Origin of the sequence: Streptomyces sp. NPDC096310, from assembly GCF_044763125.1 — a bacterium.
GTDB lineage: Bacteria > Actinomycetota > Actinomycetes > Streptomycetales > Streptomycetaceae > Streptomyces.
Genome location: NZ_JBIWFO010000002.1, coordinates 507,771 through 522,086 on the forward strand (window position 1 = coordinate 507,771; position 14,316 = coordinate 522,086).

The window sequence follows — 14,316 nt, forward strand, 5'->3', positions numbered from 1 at the left end:
CCTCCGCGCCGCCGCGTATTCGAACAGCGAGGACGGCCGGTGACGCGCCGAAGGGGGCGTCGCGCGCCCTCCGGGACGGCGAAAGGGCGCCCGGGACCGTGTCGGACGGGGTCTCGGACGCCCTCGTGAGCGCCGTCAGGCCGCGCTGCCGCCGTCGGACGGCTCCCGCCTTTCGACAGCTCTCGCCTTCAGGCCGCTCCTGCTCTCGGGCCGCTCTCGCTCTCAGCCGTTCTTGATGCGGTTGGTGAGTTCGGTCACCTGGTTGTAGATGGAGCGGCGCTCGGCCATCAGCGCGCGGATCTTCCGGTCCGCGTGCATGACCGTCGTGTGGTCGCGTCCGCCGAACTGGGCGCCGATCTTCGGCAGCGAGAGATCGGTCAGCTCGCGGCAGAGGTACATCGCGATCTGGCGCGCCGTCACCAGCACCCGGCTCCGCGAGGAGCCGCAGAGGTCGTCCACCGACAGCCCGAAGTAGTCGGCGGTCGCCGCCATGATGTTGGTCGCGGTGATCTCCGGGGCCGCGTCCTCGCTGCCGGGGATCAGGTCCTTCAGCACGATCTCGGTGAGCCCGAGATCCACCGGCTGCCGGTTGAGCGAGGCGAACGCCGTGACCCGGATGAGAGCGCCCTCCAGCTCGCGGATGTTGCGCGAGATCCGCGAGGCGATGAACTCCAGCACCTCGGGCGGCGCGTTGAGCTGCTCCTGGACCGCCTTCTTGCGGAGGATCGCGATACGGGTCTCCAGCTCCGGCGGCTGGACGTCCGTGGTCAGCCCCCACTCGAAGCGGTTGCGCAGCCGGTCCTCCAGCGTGATCAGTTGCTTGGGGGGCCGGTCCGAGGAGAGCACGATCTGCTTGTTGGCGTTGTGGAGCGTGTTGAACGTGTGGAAGAACTCCTCCTGCGTGGACTCCTTGGACGCCAGGAACTGGATGTCGTCGACCAGGAGGATGTCGACATCGCGGTACCGCTTGCGGAAGGTGTCGCCCTTGCCGTCCCGGATCGAGTTGATGAACTCGTTCGTGAACTCCTCGGAGCTGACGTAGCGCACCCGCGTACCGGGGTAGAGGCTGCGCGCGTAGTGCCCGATGGCGTGGAGCAGGTGGGTCTTGCCGAGCCCGGACTCGCCGTAGATGAAGAGCGGGTTGTACGCCTTGGCCGGCGCCTCGGCGACGGCGACCGCCGCCGCGTGCGCGAAGCGGTTGGACGCGCCGATGACGAAGGTGTCGAAGAGGTACTTGGGGTTGAGCCGGGCCTGCGGCTCGCCGGGGCCCGGCGCGGGGGCGGGCTGGGCGCCCAGCGGCCCCGGCGCTCCGGCCCGCGCGCGGCCCACGCTCTGCCCGCCGCCGTGCCGGGGCGCCGGCGGCTCCTGGAGATCGTGCCGGTCGTGGCGGGCGTGGTGGTCGTGCTGGTCGGCGGACCGCTCGTACGGGGACCGGTCCTGGCCCTGCGGCTGCCGGTAGTCGTGGTGCTGCGGCCGGGCGGTGGCGTACGGGTCGCGGTCCTGGTAACCGCCGGAGCGGGACTGCCAGGACAGGTCCTCCTGGGTGCGCGGCCAGGCGCCGGGGTCGGGGCGCTGCTGCGGATAGTCCGGGTAGGCGGGGCGTACGGAGGGCATGCCGTCGTCGGAGGGGCGGTGCCCGTAGCCGTCGTAACCGTCGTCCTGGCGCGGTTCGTCGTGGAGCGGGCCCTGGTAGCGGTGCTGCTGGGGTACGGGCGGGGCCGGCGGGGTGGGTTCGCCCGCCGAGTCGTCGACGGTGATCGCGATCCGGATGGGCCGGCCGCACTCATGGCTCAGCGTCTCGCTGATGAGGGGGGCGAGGCGCCCTTCGAGGACGCGCTTGCCCCACTCGTTGGGGACGGCGAGCAGCGCGGTGTCGGCGACCAGGGCCAGTGGCTGGCACCGTTCGATCCACTGTTTGTCCTTGGGCTCTACGCCCTGCTGGCCCTCCCTGAGGAGTTGCTCCAGCACTCGTGGCCACACTGCGGCAAGATCGGCAGGTACATCAGCCACAAGACACGCTCTCTCGCTGGTCCCACGAATGTGTGCTTCCCGGGACGGGGTGGGAAGGCCGGCGGGAAACGCCGGGGTGAAGACCGACCGGCGCACAGGGGGCGGTCTCCGCCAAGGTAGTCAGGCCGACCCGCGCGGTTCAAGTTGTTGTCCACAGCCTGTGCACAATGGAGCCCGGCACCGAGCTGGTTTGACCGGATGGCGTAGCCGCGCGTACCGTGACCAGGTCGAGTTGTCGATGGCTGCTGCCGCCTGCCTCCGATGGGCAAAGATCACGATCTGTGGTTATGAAGCGGTGCACTCGGGCGTGATCGCGAGCTTCTCAGCTTCTCGTGGGCGCACGGTGACAGCCAGGCGATGTCCCGCCATCCACACATCATTTTCTGGAGCCCCCGAGTGAGCAAGCGCACCTTCCAGCCGAACAACCGCCGTCGCGCCAAGACCCACGGGTTCCGGCTGCGGATGCGTACCCGTGCCGGCCGCGCGATTCTCGCGACGCGTCGTAGCAAGGGTCGCGCCCGTCTGTCCGCCTGATCGCCTGCTGACAAACAGGTCATGACGTGCTGCCTACCGAGAATCGGCTGAGGCGGCGCGAGGACTTCGCGACCGCGGTACGACGAGGCCGCCGGGCCGGACGCCCGCTCCTCGTCGTCCATCTGAACAGCGGTGCAACGGACCCGCACGCGCCTGGGGAGAGCGCTTCCCCGGTGCGTGCGGGTTTCGTCGTAAGCAAAGCGGTGGGCGGAGCGGTCGTACGGAACCGTGTGAAGCGGCGTCTGCGCCATCTCATACGCGACCGACTGTCCGCGCTGCCCCCCGGTAGCCTGGTTGTCGTACGGGCGCTGCCCGGATCAGGTGACGCCGACCATGCACTGCTGGCCCGAGACCTGGACGCCGCTCTCCGGCGGCTGCTGGGAGGGGGCGCGCGATGAAGTACCCGCTGCTGGCTCTGATCAAGCTGTACCAGTGGACGATCAGCCCGCTCCTCGGGCCTGTCTGCCGGTACTACCCGTCGTGTTCGCACTACGGATATACGGCCATCGACCGCCATGGCGCGGTGAAGGGCACGGCGCTTACCGCCTGGCGCATTCTGCGGTGCAATCCGTGGTCGCCGGGCGGTGTGGACCATGTCCCGCCGCGGAAACGGCCGCGATGGCATGAACTGCTGCGCAACGCGTGGCGCGGCGGTAAGGGCGGGCGGCCCGCTGCCGGCGTGCCTTCCGGGGGATCGGCCCCCGACACCCCGAGCCCGGCCGCAGAGACCTCGCCCAAAGCTCAAGGAGCCTGATTAGTGGACACGATTGCCAGTCTCTTCAGTTTTATCACCACACCTGTTTCCTGGGTCATCGTCCAGTTCCACTCGCTGTACGGGATGATTTTCGGCCCCGACACGGGCTGGGCCTGGGGACTGTCCATCGTGTCCCTGGTGGTACTGATCCGTATCTGTCTGATCCCGCTCTTCGTGAAGCAGATCAAGTCGACGCGGAACATGCAGGTGCTCCAGCCCAAGATGAAGGCGATCCAGGAGCGCTACAAGAACGACAAACAGCGTCAGTCCGAAGAGATGATGAAGCTGTACAAGGAGACGGGTACGAACCCGCTCTCCTCGTGTCTGCCCATCTTGGCGCAGTCCCCGTTCTTCTTCGCGCTCTACCACGTGCTCTCCAGCATCGCGAGCGGCAAGACCATCGGCGTGATCAACCAGGGGCTGCTGGACAGTGCGCGGCAGGCGCACATCTTCGGCGCCCCGCTGGCCGCCAAGTTCCTGGACAGCAGCGAGAAGGTCGCCTCGCTCAACGCGTCGCTGACCGATGTGCGGATCGTCACCGCGATCATGATCGTCCTGATGTCGGCGTCGCAGTTCTACACGCAGCGCCAGCTCATGACGAAGAACGTCGACCTGACGGTCAAGACGCCGTACATGCAGCAGCAGAAGATGCTGATGTACATCTTCCCCCTGATCTTCGCGGTCACCGGCGTGAACTTCCCCGTCGGTGTGCTCGTCTACTGGCTGACCACCAACGTGTGGACCATGGGCCAGCAGATGTACGTGATCAACCAGAACCCGACCCCGGGCAGCAAGGCGCAGGACCAGTACCTGCAGCGTCTGCTGAAGAGCATCACCACGCATGGCGAGGTGCGGTCCCGTCGCAAGCGCACCGTCGTGCAGGCGATCGTGGCCAAGGGTCCGGACCGTAACGACAACGAGCGCAAGTTCGTCGTGGGTCTGGGCAAGTCGGGTCTGGCCGCGCAGCCCGACGGCACGGTGATCAAGAGCGACACCGCCGCCGCCGAGGCCGAGGCGGGTGCCGCGGCCAGGCGCCAGCAGCCCAAGCGCCAGACCAAGGCGCAGCGGCAGGCCGCCGCGTCCCAGGCCGGTACGGACAAGTCGGCGTCCGGTGACTCCGAGGCGGACGAACCGCAGGCGAAGACTTCGTTGCAGAAGAAGGACGAGGCGCAGGACACCGCGCCGAAGCCGTCGGGCAAGCCCGCCGCCGGTGCCACACGCCAGAAGGCCAAGTCCGGGCAGCGCAAGGGTCAGCAGCGGCCCAAGCACCCGACCAAGAAGTAAGAATCAAGAAGGAGTCCATCCGTGACGGAAGGCACCATCTCCGCCGCTCCCGAGGGGAACGACACCCTGACCCGCCTGGAGCAGGAAGGGGAGATCGCGGCCGACTACCTTGAGGGCCTGCTCGACATCGCCGATCTCGACGGCGATATCGACATGGACGTCGAGGCAGACCGGGCAGCGGTCTCGATCATCAGCGACGCGGCCGGTGGGGATCTTCAGAAGCTGGTGGGGCGCGACGGTGAGGTCCTGGAGGCACTTCAGGAGCTGACGCGGCTCGCTGTCCACCGGGAGACCGGGGACCGCAGCCGGCTCATGCTGGACATCGCGGGTTTCCGGGCCAAGAAGCGCACCGAGCTGGCCGAGCTGGGCGCCAAGGCTGCGGACGAGGTGAAGAGCACCGGTGAGCCGGTGAAGCTGAGCCCGATGACGCCCTTCGAGCGGAAGGTCGTGCACGACGCGGTCGCCGCCGCCGGTCTGCGCAGCGAGTCCGAGGGCGAGGAGCCCGAGCGCTTCGTCGTGGTGCTCCCTGCCTGAGTGGTTCAACGTTTTCGGCCCCGCCTGTCGCGCAGGCGGGGCCGATCTTTGTCAGCCTGATAGTCAGCCACCGCTGGGTGGTTCGGTATGGAAGGACGGTTCCCGTGACGGAGGCAGCAGAGCTTCCCCCCGCACCGGACGAGGCGCGCACTGTTTTCGGTGAGTTCTTTCCGGAGGCTGTCCGCTACGCGGAGCTGCTGGCGGACGCGGGTGTCAAGCGCGGCCTGATCGGCCCCCGCGAGGTGCCGCGCCTGTGGGAGCGGCACATGTTGAACTGTGCGGTGCTCTCCGAGGTCGTGCCCGAGGGTGTGATGGTCTGCGACGTCGGCTCGGGCGCGGGTCTTCCCGGGATCCCGCTGGCGCTGGTCCGGCCGGACCTGAAGATCACGCTGCTGGAACCGCTGCTGCGGCGGACGAACTTCCTCCAGGAAGTGGTCGAGCTGCTGGGCCTGGATCATGTGACGGTGGTACGCGGCCGGGCCGAGGAGGTCCTGGGCACGCTCCAGCCGGTCCATGTGGTGACGGCACGGGCGGTGGCGCCGCTGGACCGGCTGGCGGGCTGGGGGGTGCCGCTGCTGCGTCCCTACGGCGAGATGCTGGCCCTCAAGGGCGACACGGCCGAGGAGGAGATCAACGGGGCCCGTGCGGCGCTGAGCAAGCTCGGCGTGGTGGAGACCTCGGTCCTCCAGGTCGGGGAGGGCATCGTCGATCCGCTCGCCACGGTGGTGCGGGTGGAGGTCGGGGAGAGCCCCGGCGGTGTGCGGTTCGCGACGAAGCGGGCCAAGGCCGCGCGGGCCGGCCGTGCACGGCGCCGCCGTTGAGCCGTACAGTCCTCAGTGGCTATCAGTGATGGTCCATACAAGCTGCCATACCTATGCATTGCGGAGTGTCGTGATGGTCTAGCCCCGCGGCGCGTGCATCGTGTTTCACGTGAAACGTCGCTCACTGCTGCAGGGCATCATCACCCGAGGCCGCGCGTCTGCCACACCGCGCGGCCGAAAACCCCTCGTACGGGGGGCGGGGTTGTCCACAGACGCGGATTCATCCACAGATCCACGGGCCTCGCTGGTTCACGACCCCGAAAGCATGGCAGGCTCTGTTCATTGCGAGTCTGAAGTCGAGGAGAGTGAATCCTTGCGGTCCGACGCCAACATCGCGGGACCGATGACCGATCCGGTCCCCGGTCCCCGCACCGAGTCGCAGGGGGAGGATGTTTCACGTGAAACACCGCCCCCGATGGACGACACCCCCATTGGCCGTGCTGCCCAACTGGCGGTGGAGGCACTGGGCCGGGCCGGCGAGGGTCTGCCCCGCCCCGAACAGACGCGCGTCATGGTCGTCGCCAACCAGAAGGGTGGCGTAGGCAAGACCACCACCACGGTCAACCTCGCCGCGTCGCTCGCGCTCCACGGAGCGCGCGTGCTGGTGGTTGACCTCGATCCACAGGGCAACGCCTCCACGGCGCTGGGGATCGACCACCATGCCGAAGTACCGTCGATCTATGACGTCCTGGTGGAGAGCAAGCCGCTCTCCGAGGTGGTCCAGCCGGTCCCGGACGTCGAAGGTCTCTTCTGTGCCCCGGCCACCATCGATCTCGCCGGTGCGGAGATCGAGCTGGTGTCACTGGTGGCACGGGAGAGCCGGCTGCAACGGGCGATCGAGGCATACGAGCAGCCGCTGGACTACATCCTCATCGACTGCCCGCCCTCGCTCGGCCTGCTGACTGTCAACGCGATGGTCGCGGGCGCGGAGGTCCTGATCCCCATCCAGTGCGAGTACTACGCACTGGAAGGACTGGGCCAGTTGCTGCGGAACGTCGATCTGGTACGGGGGCATCTCAACCCCACGCTGCATGTCTCGACGATTCTGCTCACCATGTACGACGGCCGGACACGGCTCGCCTCACAGGTGGCGGACGAGGTGCGGAGCCACTTCGGCAACGAGGTGCTGCGGACGAGCATCCCCCGGTCCGTCCGTATCTCGGAGGCGCCGAGCTACGGACAGACGGTGCTGACTTATGATCCGGGTTCCAGCGGATCCCTCTCGTACCTCGAAGCCGCCCGTGAGATCGCCCTGCGGGGGGTGGGGGTCCACTATGACGCCCAGCAAACCCATGTGGGTATCCAGAACAGCCAGCAGAGCATGTCGGAGGGGATCCAGTGAGCGAGCGACGTAGAGGATTGGGGCGTGGGCTCGGTGCACTGATCCCTGCCGCTCCGCAGGAGCAGCCGGTTGCCGCCCCCGGGGCGGCCACGGCCTCTCCGGGCGGCGCCCCGGTACTGACGGCGGAGCGGGGGGTCGCCGCCGCGAAGGTGACGTCGCTGCCGACGGCCACCGTCTCCCCGGAGGCGGAGGCCGTCGTACCGGAGCGCACGGCGGCACCCGAGCAGGCCGTGGCCGGAGCCCACTTCGCCGAGCTGCCGATCGACTCGATCACGCCGAACCCCCGGCAGCCTCGTGAGGTCTTCGACGAGGACGCGCTCGCCGAGCTGGTCACCTCCATCAAGGAGGTGGGGCTTCTCCAGCCCGTCGTCGTACGACAGGTGGGGTCGGAGCGCTATGAGCTGATCATGGGCGAGCGGCGCTGGAGGGCCTGCCGGGAGGCAGGCCTGGAGCGCATCCCCGCGATCGTCCGCGCCACGGACGACGAGAAGCTGCTCCTGGACGCACTGCTGGAGAACCTGCACCGCGCTCAGTTGAACCCGCTGGAGGAGGCTGCGGCCTACGACCAGTTGCTCAAGGACTTCAACTGCACGCACGACCAGCTCGCCGACCGGATCGGGCGTTCGCGTCCGCAGGTCTCCAACACCCTGCGGCTGCTGCGTCTCTCCCCTCCGGTGCAGCGCCGGGTCGCGGCCGGAGTGCTCTCCGCCGGTCATGCCAGGGCGCTGCTGTCGGTGGACGACTCCGAGGAGCAGGACAGGCTGGCACACCGCATCGTGGCCGAAGGTCTCTCCGTACGGGCGGTCGAGGAGATCGTGACCCTGATGGGGTCGCGTCCGCAGACCGCGCCCAAGTCGAAGGGCCCGCGGGCCGGAGCCCGGCTGTCGCCGGCGCTGAGCGATCTGGCGTCGCGGCTCTCCGACCGCTTCGAGACCCGGGTGAAGGTCGACCTCGGACAGAAGAAGGGAAAGATCGTCGTCGAGTTCGCCTCGATAGACGATCTGGACCGGATCCTCGGCACCCTCGCCCCCGGTGAGGGGCGCGTCCTGGACCAAGGACTCGCCGAGGACCCCGGGGACGAAGAGGAGAGCTGAGGCTCCACCGCACCCCTGGGGCGGGCCGTGTTCCGGAGTGACCGGACACGGCCCGCCCTTTGCGATCCTGCGGTGTCCGGGGCATCTCTGGGTGGATACGATGCGTTCTGGTAGGGCGCATCCACCTTGATCCACCGCAGAGGGAGAACGAGGACCATGCGATCGGTGAGCCGCGGCCAACTGGTGTCGGCCGGACTGGGACTCGGCGTGCTCGGTGGCTTTGTCGGTGGTCTGCTCCGGGAACGGGGCGCGCTGACGGGCGCTCAGGGCGCGGCAGGGGAAAGAAGTGAGGAAAAGCCTCCATGGGGCGTCGGCTCGTACCGATCACGCTGGACAACCTTTCGGACCTCCCCCATCGCTGCCGTACGTGTGTCTTCTGGGAACTTGATCCGGTCAGCGGTGAAGCCGCGGTAGGAGCGGGCCGGGCGGGGGCGGAGAAAGAGGCGTGGATCTCGGCCGTCCTGCTGGAGTGGGGATCCTGCGGGCGCATCGTCTTCATCGATGATCTGCCGGTCGGCTTCGTCCTGTACGCGCCCCCGGCCTATGTGCCCCGCTCCCTGGCCTTCCCCACGAGCCCGGTCTCGCCGGACGCCGTCCAGTTGATGACGGCCTGGGTGATGCCCGGGTATCAGGGCCAGGGGCTCGGACGGGTGATGGTGCAGACCGTGGCGAAGGATCTGCTGCGGCGGGACTTCAAGGCCATCGAGGCGTTCGGTGACAGCCGCTGGAAGGAGCCGGCCTGTGTGCTGCCCGCCGACCATCTCACCGCGGTGGGCTTCAAGACGGTCCGCCCGCACATGCGGTATCCACGGCTGCGGCTGGAGCTGCGCACCACGCTCTCGTGGAAGGAAGACGTGGAGCTGGCGCTCGACCGGCTCCTGGGTGCGGTGAAGAAGGAACCGGCGCTGCGACCGCTCTGAGGCGGGCAGTGGCGAACCGAACGGAGAACGGGTCCGCCCCGGATGGGGGCGGACCCGTTTCACGTGAAACATCGTGCGTCTGCCGACGCCCGTGGTGGTGTCAGCCGATGTAGTCGTCGAGGTCGCGGACGAGTGCGGCCTTGGACTTGGCGCCGACGATCGTCTTGACGACCTCTCCGCCCTGGTAGACGTTCAGGGTCGGGATGGACATGACCCCGTACTTCGCGGCGGTGGCCGGGTTCTCGTCGATGTTGAGCTTGACGATCTCGATCTTGTCGCCGTGCTCGGCGGCGATGGCCTCCAGCGAGGGGGCGATCTGGCGGCACGGTCCGCACCAGGCGGCCCAGAAGTCCACCAGTACGGGCTTACCGCTCTTGAGGACGTCCTCGTCGAATGAACCGTCGGTCACATGCTTCAGGTCGCCGGCCACGGCGGCCTCCTTACGGGTTGAGTGGTGGGGATGAGGAGTGCTGGTCAGACTGCGGGTGTCTTCTCCGGCTCGGCGTTCTCGCTGTCGCTCAACGCGGCGAGGAAACGCTCGGCGTCGAGGGCTGCGGAACAGCCGGTGCCCGCGGCGGTGATCGCCTGGCGGTAGGTGTGGTCCACCACATCGCCGGCGCCGAAGACGCCCGCGAGGTTGGTCCGCGTCGACGGGGCGGCCACGGTCAGGTAGCCCTCTCCGTCCAGGTCGAGCTGGCCCTTGAACAGCTCGGTCCGCGGGTCGTGGCCCACCGCGATGAACAGCCCGGTCACCGCGAGCGGCGAGGTCTCGCCGGTCTTCGTGTTGCGCAGGGTCAGCCCGGAGAGCTTCTGCTCGCCGTGGATCTCGGCGACCTCGCTGTCCCAGGCGAACTTGATCTTCGGGTCGGCGAAGGCACGCTCCTGCATGGCCTTGGAAGCACGCAGGGTGTCCCGGCGGTGGACGATCGTGACGGACTTGGCGAACCGCGAGAGGAAGGTGGCTTCCTCCATCGCGGTGTCCCCGCCGCCGATCACGGCGATGTCCTGGTCCTTGAAGAAGAAGCCGTCACAGGTGGCGCACCAAGAGACACCACGCCCGGAGAGAGCGTCCTCGTTGGCCAGGCCGAGCTTGCGGTGCTGGGAGCCCGTCGTGACGATCACGGCCTTGGCGCGGTGCACGGTGCCCGCGGTGTCGGTGACCGTCTTGATGTCACTGGTGAGGTCGACCGAGATGACATCGTCCGGAACCAGCTCGGCGCCGAAGCGTTCGGCCTGGGCCCGCATGTTGTCCATGAGGTCCGGGCCCATGATGCCGTCGCGGAAGCCCGGGAAGTTCTCCACATCGGTGGTGTTCATCAGCGCACCACCGGCGGTGACGGCGCCCTCGAAGACCAGCGGCTTCAGCGATGCGCGCGCGGTGTACAGCGCGGCCGTATAGCCGGCGGGCCCGGAGCCGATGATGATCACATTACGGACGTCGCTCACGGGTTTCTTCCTCGTCTCTGCAGACTGCACTACTGGGGCCGGATCAACGACTTTCACCCCATCCAACGGATCCTACGGGTCCGGCATTCCCGGGGTCTCCCGGCTCGGCGCGAGGCGCGTCAGCGGCGGAGGTAGGAGTGCGTCAGCAGGACGGTCCCGTCGGATGAGGGAGCGCTCTTCACGCAGGTCGCATCGACCACATAGGCCTGGACCCGGGTGCTGTCATCGGAGTGCGGCAGGACGACAAGATAGGCGTCGCTTCCCTGATACGTGCCCCGCTCTGCGGCCAGCGCCGACAGGCTGCTGCCGATCCCCCGCTGGATACAGGCCGGGACGACGGGCGCGGGCGTGAGGAGGGGAGAGTTCGAGGCTCCTCCCCGGTCGCCCTCCATGGAGCGCGGCCGGCCTGCCTTGGTCTCGCTTCCGGTCCCGGCATCGGCGCCGGAGGCCAGCAGGGTGTCCACACGGTCCTGAAGCCGTGCGTCCGAGAACAGCTCGCCGTCGCTCGCGGCGGAGCTGACCGCCTTGGAGGCTTCGCCTTCGCCGGAGTCCGAGGAGTGGAGCGACGGGAGCAGCAGCACACCGATGCCCACGAAGGCCGTTCCGAAGACGGCACCCAGGACAGCGGTACGGCGTCGGCGCAGGCGGGACCGCCCACCACGGCCGGGCCCGGTGGCCGCCTTCGGCCGTCCGGCGGGGCGGTCGGCCCGTACCGTCTCCGGCGCTGACACCGGTGCGGCACCCGGGGTCCGTGGCTCGGGCGGGGGCGATGTTTCACGTGAAACATCGGATTCCGCGGACTCGGCCGCCGACGCGGGGACAGGGGATGCGGTGGACTCGTCGGGCGCGGTGGACTCATCCGGTGTGGTCGCGTCGAGAAGCGCTTCTGCGGCGAGCGCGGCGTCGATACGGCCCGCGACATCGTCGGGCATCCTCGGCGGCCCCGGCAGGGTGCCCAGCAGGCCCCTGATCTCTTCGAGGGAGTCGTGGACATCGGAGCAGAGCACGCACTCGTCGAGATGGTGCCGGAGATCGGCGCTGCGGGCCGGTGACAGCAGACCCTCGGCATGGTCGGAGATCTCCGAGACATCCGGATGTTGAGCGGTGTCGGTCGTAGATGTCATGCGCGCCCACCTCCGCCCTTCACTCCAGCAGGATCGCTCGACCCTGAATCCTTTGGCCCCGATGCCGGTGGGACGGTTGCCCGCGGCGTCCGGTTCCTTCCCCGCTCGGAACCGCTGTTATCCCTGGTGCCCCCGCGTAGATGGGTGAGCAGAGGGAGAAGTCTGGCCCGGCCGCGCGCACAGCGGCTCTTCACGGTACCGACGGGCACCCCGAGTACGGCGGCGGCCTCCGCCACGGGGTACCCCTGCATGTCGACGAGGATCAGGGCGGCCCGCTGATCGGCGGGGAGCGTGGCCAGTGCCGCCAGCAGCTCCCGGTGGAGGTCCTGGCGCTCGGCGGGCGCCTCGGCCGACTCATGGGGTTCGAGAAGCTGCTCCAGCCGCTCGGTGTCGTCCACGGGGGAGGTACGGCGTGAGGCCGCCTTGCGGGCCCGGTCGAGACAGGCGTTGACGGTGATGCGGTGCAGCCAGGTGGTGACTGCGGACTGCCCCCGGAAGGTGTGCGCGGCCCGGAAGGCGGAGACAAGGGCGTCCTGTACGGCGTCGGCCGCCTCCTCCCGGTCCCCGAGGGTACGCAGGGCAACGGCCCAGAGCCGGTCGCGGTGGCGCCGTACCAGCTCGCCGAAGGCCCGAGGGTGGCCCGTGACATGAGCGCTCAGCAGGTCCTGGTCGCTCAAGTCGCCCAGTGCGGCGTCGTCCAACGGTGGGCCCCCTCCCCTGTCTCCGGTCAACCGGTGATCTGGATCTCCGAGATGCCCCCGCGGAAGCGGGTGGCGGATCCGTCCTGCGGCAGCTCGGTGATGTGGATCAATACGTACCGGGTCCGGACAGGCTTGTCGAGGGTGGCCTTCACCGTGCTTCCCACTGTCTCCAGCTTGGTGAGCCGCTGGGAGAAGTCCGAGAGCGATGTCGGGTCCGACGCGTCCGCGTCGGCGGCCAGCACTTCGGCCTTCTGGCCGGAGCGGTACATACGGATGTCGAGACCGGACACGTCCTTCACACTGCCGAGGTCGACGACGATGCCGCTGCCCTGCGTGTGGCCGGGGAGGTTACCGAAATTGGGGAAGTTCCAGTACTGCTTGGTGATCCAGGCCGTGCCGCTGGCGCCGTCGGTGGCGTTCGCCACCAGCTCCGGCCTTATCCCGGACCCCTCGGGCATGAACTCCGTCGCGTCGTCGATCTTGAGCGGCTTGGCGGGTTTCACGGCTTTGTCACTGCCCCCTGTGCTGCTCTGCGTCGGCGTGGTGTCGGGTGTGCCACGGTCCTTGTCGAGGAGCTGATCGGCGACCTGCCAGCTCCCCAGGCCCAGAGCGGCGATGAGGAGCGCGGCGACGGTCCACTTGAGGGCCTTGCCGGTACGGCTCTGGAGCGGGGGCGGCGGCGCCAGTACCGGCGTCGGGGAAGTCACCCCGGCACCTGCCTGGGTACGCCCGTAGGTGCCCTGCTGGTAGGTGGTGCGCTGGTACTCCGGCGGGGCCGCGAACGTGGGCTCCGGCGGCCGGATACGGGGCATCTCCGCGACCGCCGCGGACAGCTCGTCCGGCGTGGTGCACGGCGGCTCCTGCCGGGAGGCGGTGGCCCCGTCGTTGACCAGGGCCCGCATCGTGAGCTCCGAGAGACCGCGGTGGACGCCGGCGCGTACCTGATCGGGGGCGATCAGTCCGACCCCCTTGGGGAGGCCGGAGAGGCCGTGGGCGTCGCTCTCGTACGGCCAGCGCTGCGTGAGCGCCGCGTACAGGAGCGCGCCGATCGCCTCGGTGTCGGTGCGCTGGGGCCGGTCGGCGCGGATACCGCGCAGAGCGGCGTTCACGGCCAGGCCCCGGATCCGGTACTGCCCGGTCGAGGTCCGCAGGACGGCGCCGGGCGTCAGCCGCAGATGGGCCAGCCCCTCGCGGTGCGCGGCGGCCATCGCCTGGGAGACCTGGCTGACGAGCTGGTACGCCTCATGGGCCTCCAGAGGGCCCGCGGCGAGCAGCGCGGTCAGCTCGACGGCGTCCGGCAGCCATTCGTGGACGACGTAGACGAGGTCGTCCTCCTCGACGGCGTCCAGGACCTGGACGAAGCGGGGGTCGCCGAGCAGTGCGGCGGAGCGCGCCGCCGCCAGTACGGAACGGGCCCGCGCGTGGTCGGCGGGCAGGAGGTGCACGCCCACGGCACGGCGCAGTTTCTCGTCGACGGCACGCCAACTGCTGAAACCGTCCAGACGGGTGACGCACTCCTCCAGGCGGTAGCGTCCGGCGAGTCTGTGGCCGCTGTGGAGTTCGGGCGCCGCGCTGCCCGGCTCGGTGTCCTGCCGCTCACTGCCCGCGTCGGCGGCGGACCGCTCCGCCGTGTCCGGGGCCTTCGCCAACCCGTCGGCCGTGGCCTTGTCCGCCTTGGCGGTCAACGGCTCATCGCCGTTGTCGCCGGCCACGTCGACGGCAGCCGTGCTACGTTCCGCCACCGTCGCTCCT

15 protein-coding genes are annotated in these 14,316 nt (G+C 69.0%); 9 read left to right on the forward strand and 6 right to left on the reverse strand.

The annotated features are described in order from the left end of the window. Positions 1-222: 222 nt before the first annotated feature. Complete coding sequence (gene dnaA / locus ACIQ7D_RS07740; protein WP_403934750.1) at positions 223-2,010, reverse strand: chromosomal replication initiator protein DnaA; 1,788 nt, start codon at positions 2,008-2,010, stop codon at positions 223-225. A 396-nt stretch (positions 2,011-2,406) separates the two neighbouring features. On the opposite strand from dnaA, the gene rpmH reads away from it, so the two are divergent. The 9 genes from rpmH to ACIQ7D_RS07785 all read left to right on the forward strand — a co-directional run bounded on the left by rpmH (position 2,407) and on the right by ACIQ7D_RS07785 (position 9,293). Next, complete coding sequence (gene rpmH, locus ACIQ7D_RS07745) at positions 2,407-2,544, forward strand: 50S ribosomal protein L34 (protein ID WP_003975051.1); 138 nt, start codon at positions 2,407-2,409, stop codon at positions 2,542-2,544. Between the two features lie 26 nt (positions 2,545-2,570). Then, entirely contained in the window at positions 2,571-2,942 is a 372-nt protein-coding gene (gene rnpA, locus ACIQ7D_RS07750; protein ID WP_382890305.1) for a ribonuclease P protein component, read from the forward strand. Continuing rightward, positions 2,939-3,298, forward strand: a complete 360-nt coding sequence (gene yidD, locus ACIQ7D_RS07755; protein ID WP_329822809.1) for a membrane protein insertion efficiency factor YidD — start codon at positions 2,939-2,941, stop codon at positions 3,296-3,298. The genes rnpA and yidD overlap by 4 nt, the downstream gene beginning before the upstream one ends. A gap of 3 nt (positions 3,299-3,301) precedes the next feature. Next, on the forward strand, positions 3,302-4,582 hold the full coding sequence (gene yidC, locus ACIQ7D_RS07760) for a membrane protein insertase YidC (protein WP_403934754.1): 1,281 nt from the start codon (positions 3,302-3,304) through the stop codon (positions 4,580-4,582). A gap of 21 nt (positions 4,583-4,603) precedes the next feature. Then, positions 4,604-5,116, forward strand: coding sequence for a protein jag (locus tag ACIQ7D_RS07765; RefSeq protein WP_403934757.1), 513 nt, complete (start codon positions 4,604-4,606; stop codon positions 5,114-5,116). A gap of 104 nt (positions 5,117-5,220) precedes the next feature. Next, positions 5,221-5,937 carry a 16S rRNA (guanine(527)-N(7))-methyltransferase RsmG gene (gene rsmG / locus ACIQ7D_RS07770; RefSeq protein WP_384995605.1) on the forward strand — a complete coding sequence of 239 codons (717 nt, stop codon included), beginning with the start codon at positions 5,221-5,223 and terminating at the stop codon, positions 5,935-5,937. Positions 5,938-6,202: 265 nt separating this feature from the next. Then, positions 6,203-7,279: a ParA family protein gene (locus ACIQ7D_RS07775; RefSeq protein ID WP_403934761.1), complete on the forward strand. Its 1,077-nt coding sequence runs from the start codon at positions 6,203-6,205 to the stop codon at positions 7,277-7,279. After that, positions 7,276-8,373, forward strand: a complete 1,098-nt coding sequence (locus tag ACIQ7D_RS07780) for a ParB/RepB/Spo0J family partition protein (protein ID WP_403934763.1) — start codon at positions 7,276-7,278, stop codon at positions 8,371-8,373. Before ACIQ7D_RS07775 ends, ACIQ7D_RS07780 begins: the two co-directional genes overlap by 4 nt. A gap of 302 nt (positions 8,374-8,675) precedes the next feature. Further along, positions 8,676-9,293: a GNAT family N-acetyltransferase gene (locus ACIQ7D_RS07785; protein ID WP_403934765.1), complete on the forward strand. Its 618-nt coding sequence runs from the start codon at positions 8,676-8,678 to the stop codon at positions 9,291-9,293. A 100-nt stretch (positions 9,294-9,393) separates the two neighbouring features. On the opposite strand, the gene trxA is transcribed toward ACIQ7D_RS07785, so the two are convergent. The 5 genes from trxA to ACIQ7D_RS07810 all read right to left on the reverse strand — a co-directional run bounded on the left by trxA (position 9,394) and on the right by ACIQ7D_RS07810 (position 14,306). Beyond that, positions 9,394-9,723, reverse strand: a complete 330-nt coding sequence (gene trxA, locus ACIQ7D_RS07790) for a thioredoxin (protein ID WP_385004364.1) — start codon at positions 9,721-9,723, stop codon at positions 9,394-9,396. Positions 9,724-9,767: 44 nt separating this feature from the next. Next, positions 9,768-10,739: a thioredoxin-disulfide reductase gene (gene trxB / locus ACIQ7D_RS07795; protein WP_403934769.1), complete on the reverse strand. Its 972-nt coding sequence runs from the start codon at positions 10,737-10,739 to the stop codon at positions 9,768-9,770. A 119-nt stretch (positions 10,740-10,858) separates the two neighbouring features. After that, entirely contained in the window at positions 10,859-11,863 is a 1,005-nt protein-coding gene (locus ACIQ7D_RS07800; protein WP_403934772.1) for a hypothetical protein, read from the reverse strand. Further along, positions 11,860-12,564, reverse strand: a complete 705-nt coding sequence (sigM, locus tag ACIQ7D_RS07805) for an RNA polymerase sigma factor SigM (RefSeq protein ID WP_403934775.1) — start codon at positions 12,562-12,564, stop codon at positions 11,860-11,862. The genes ACIQ7D_RS07800 and sigM overlap by 4 nt, the downstream gene beginning before the upstream one ends. A gap of 26 nt (positions 12,565-12,590) precedes the next feature. Beyond that, entirely contained in the window at positions 12,591-14,306 is a 1,716-nt protein-coding gene (locus ACIQ7D_RS07810) for a protein kinase family protein (protein ID WP_403934778.1), read from the reverse strand. Positions 14,307-14,316: the final 10 nt, after the last annotated feature.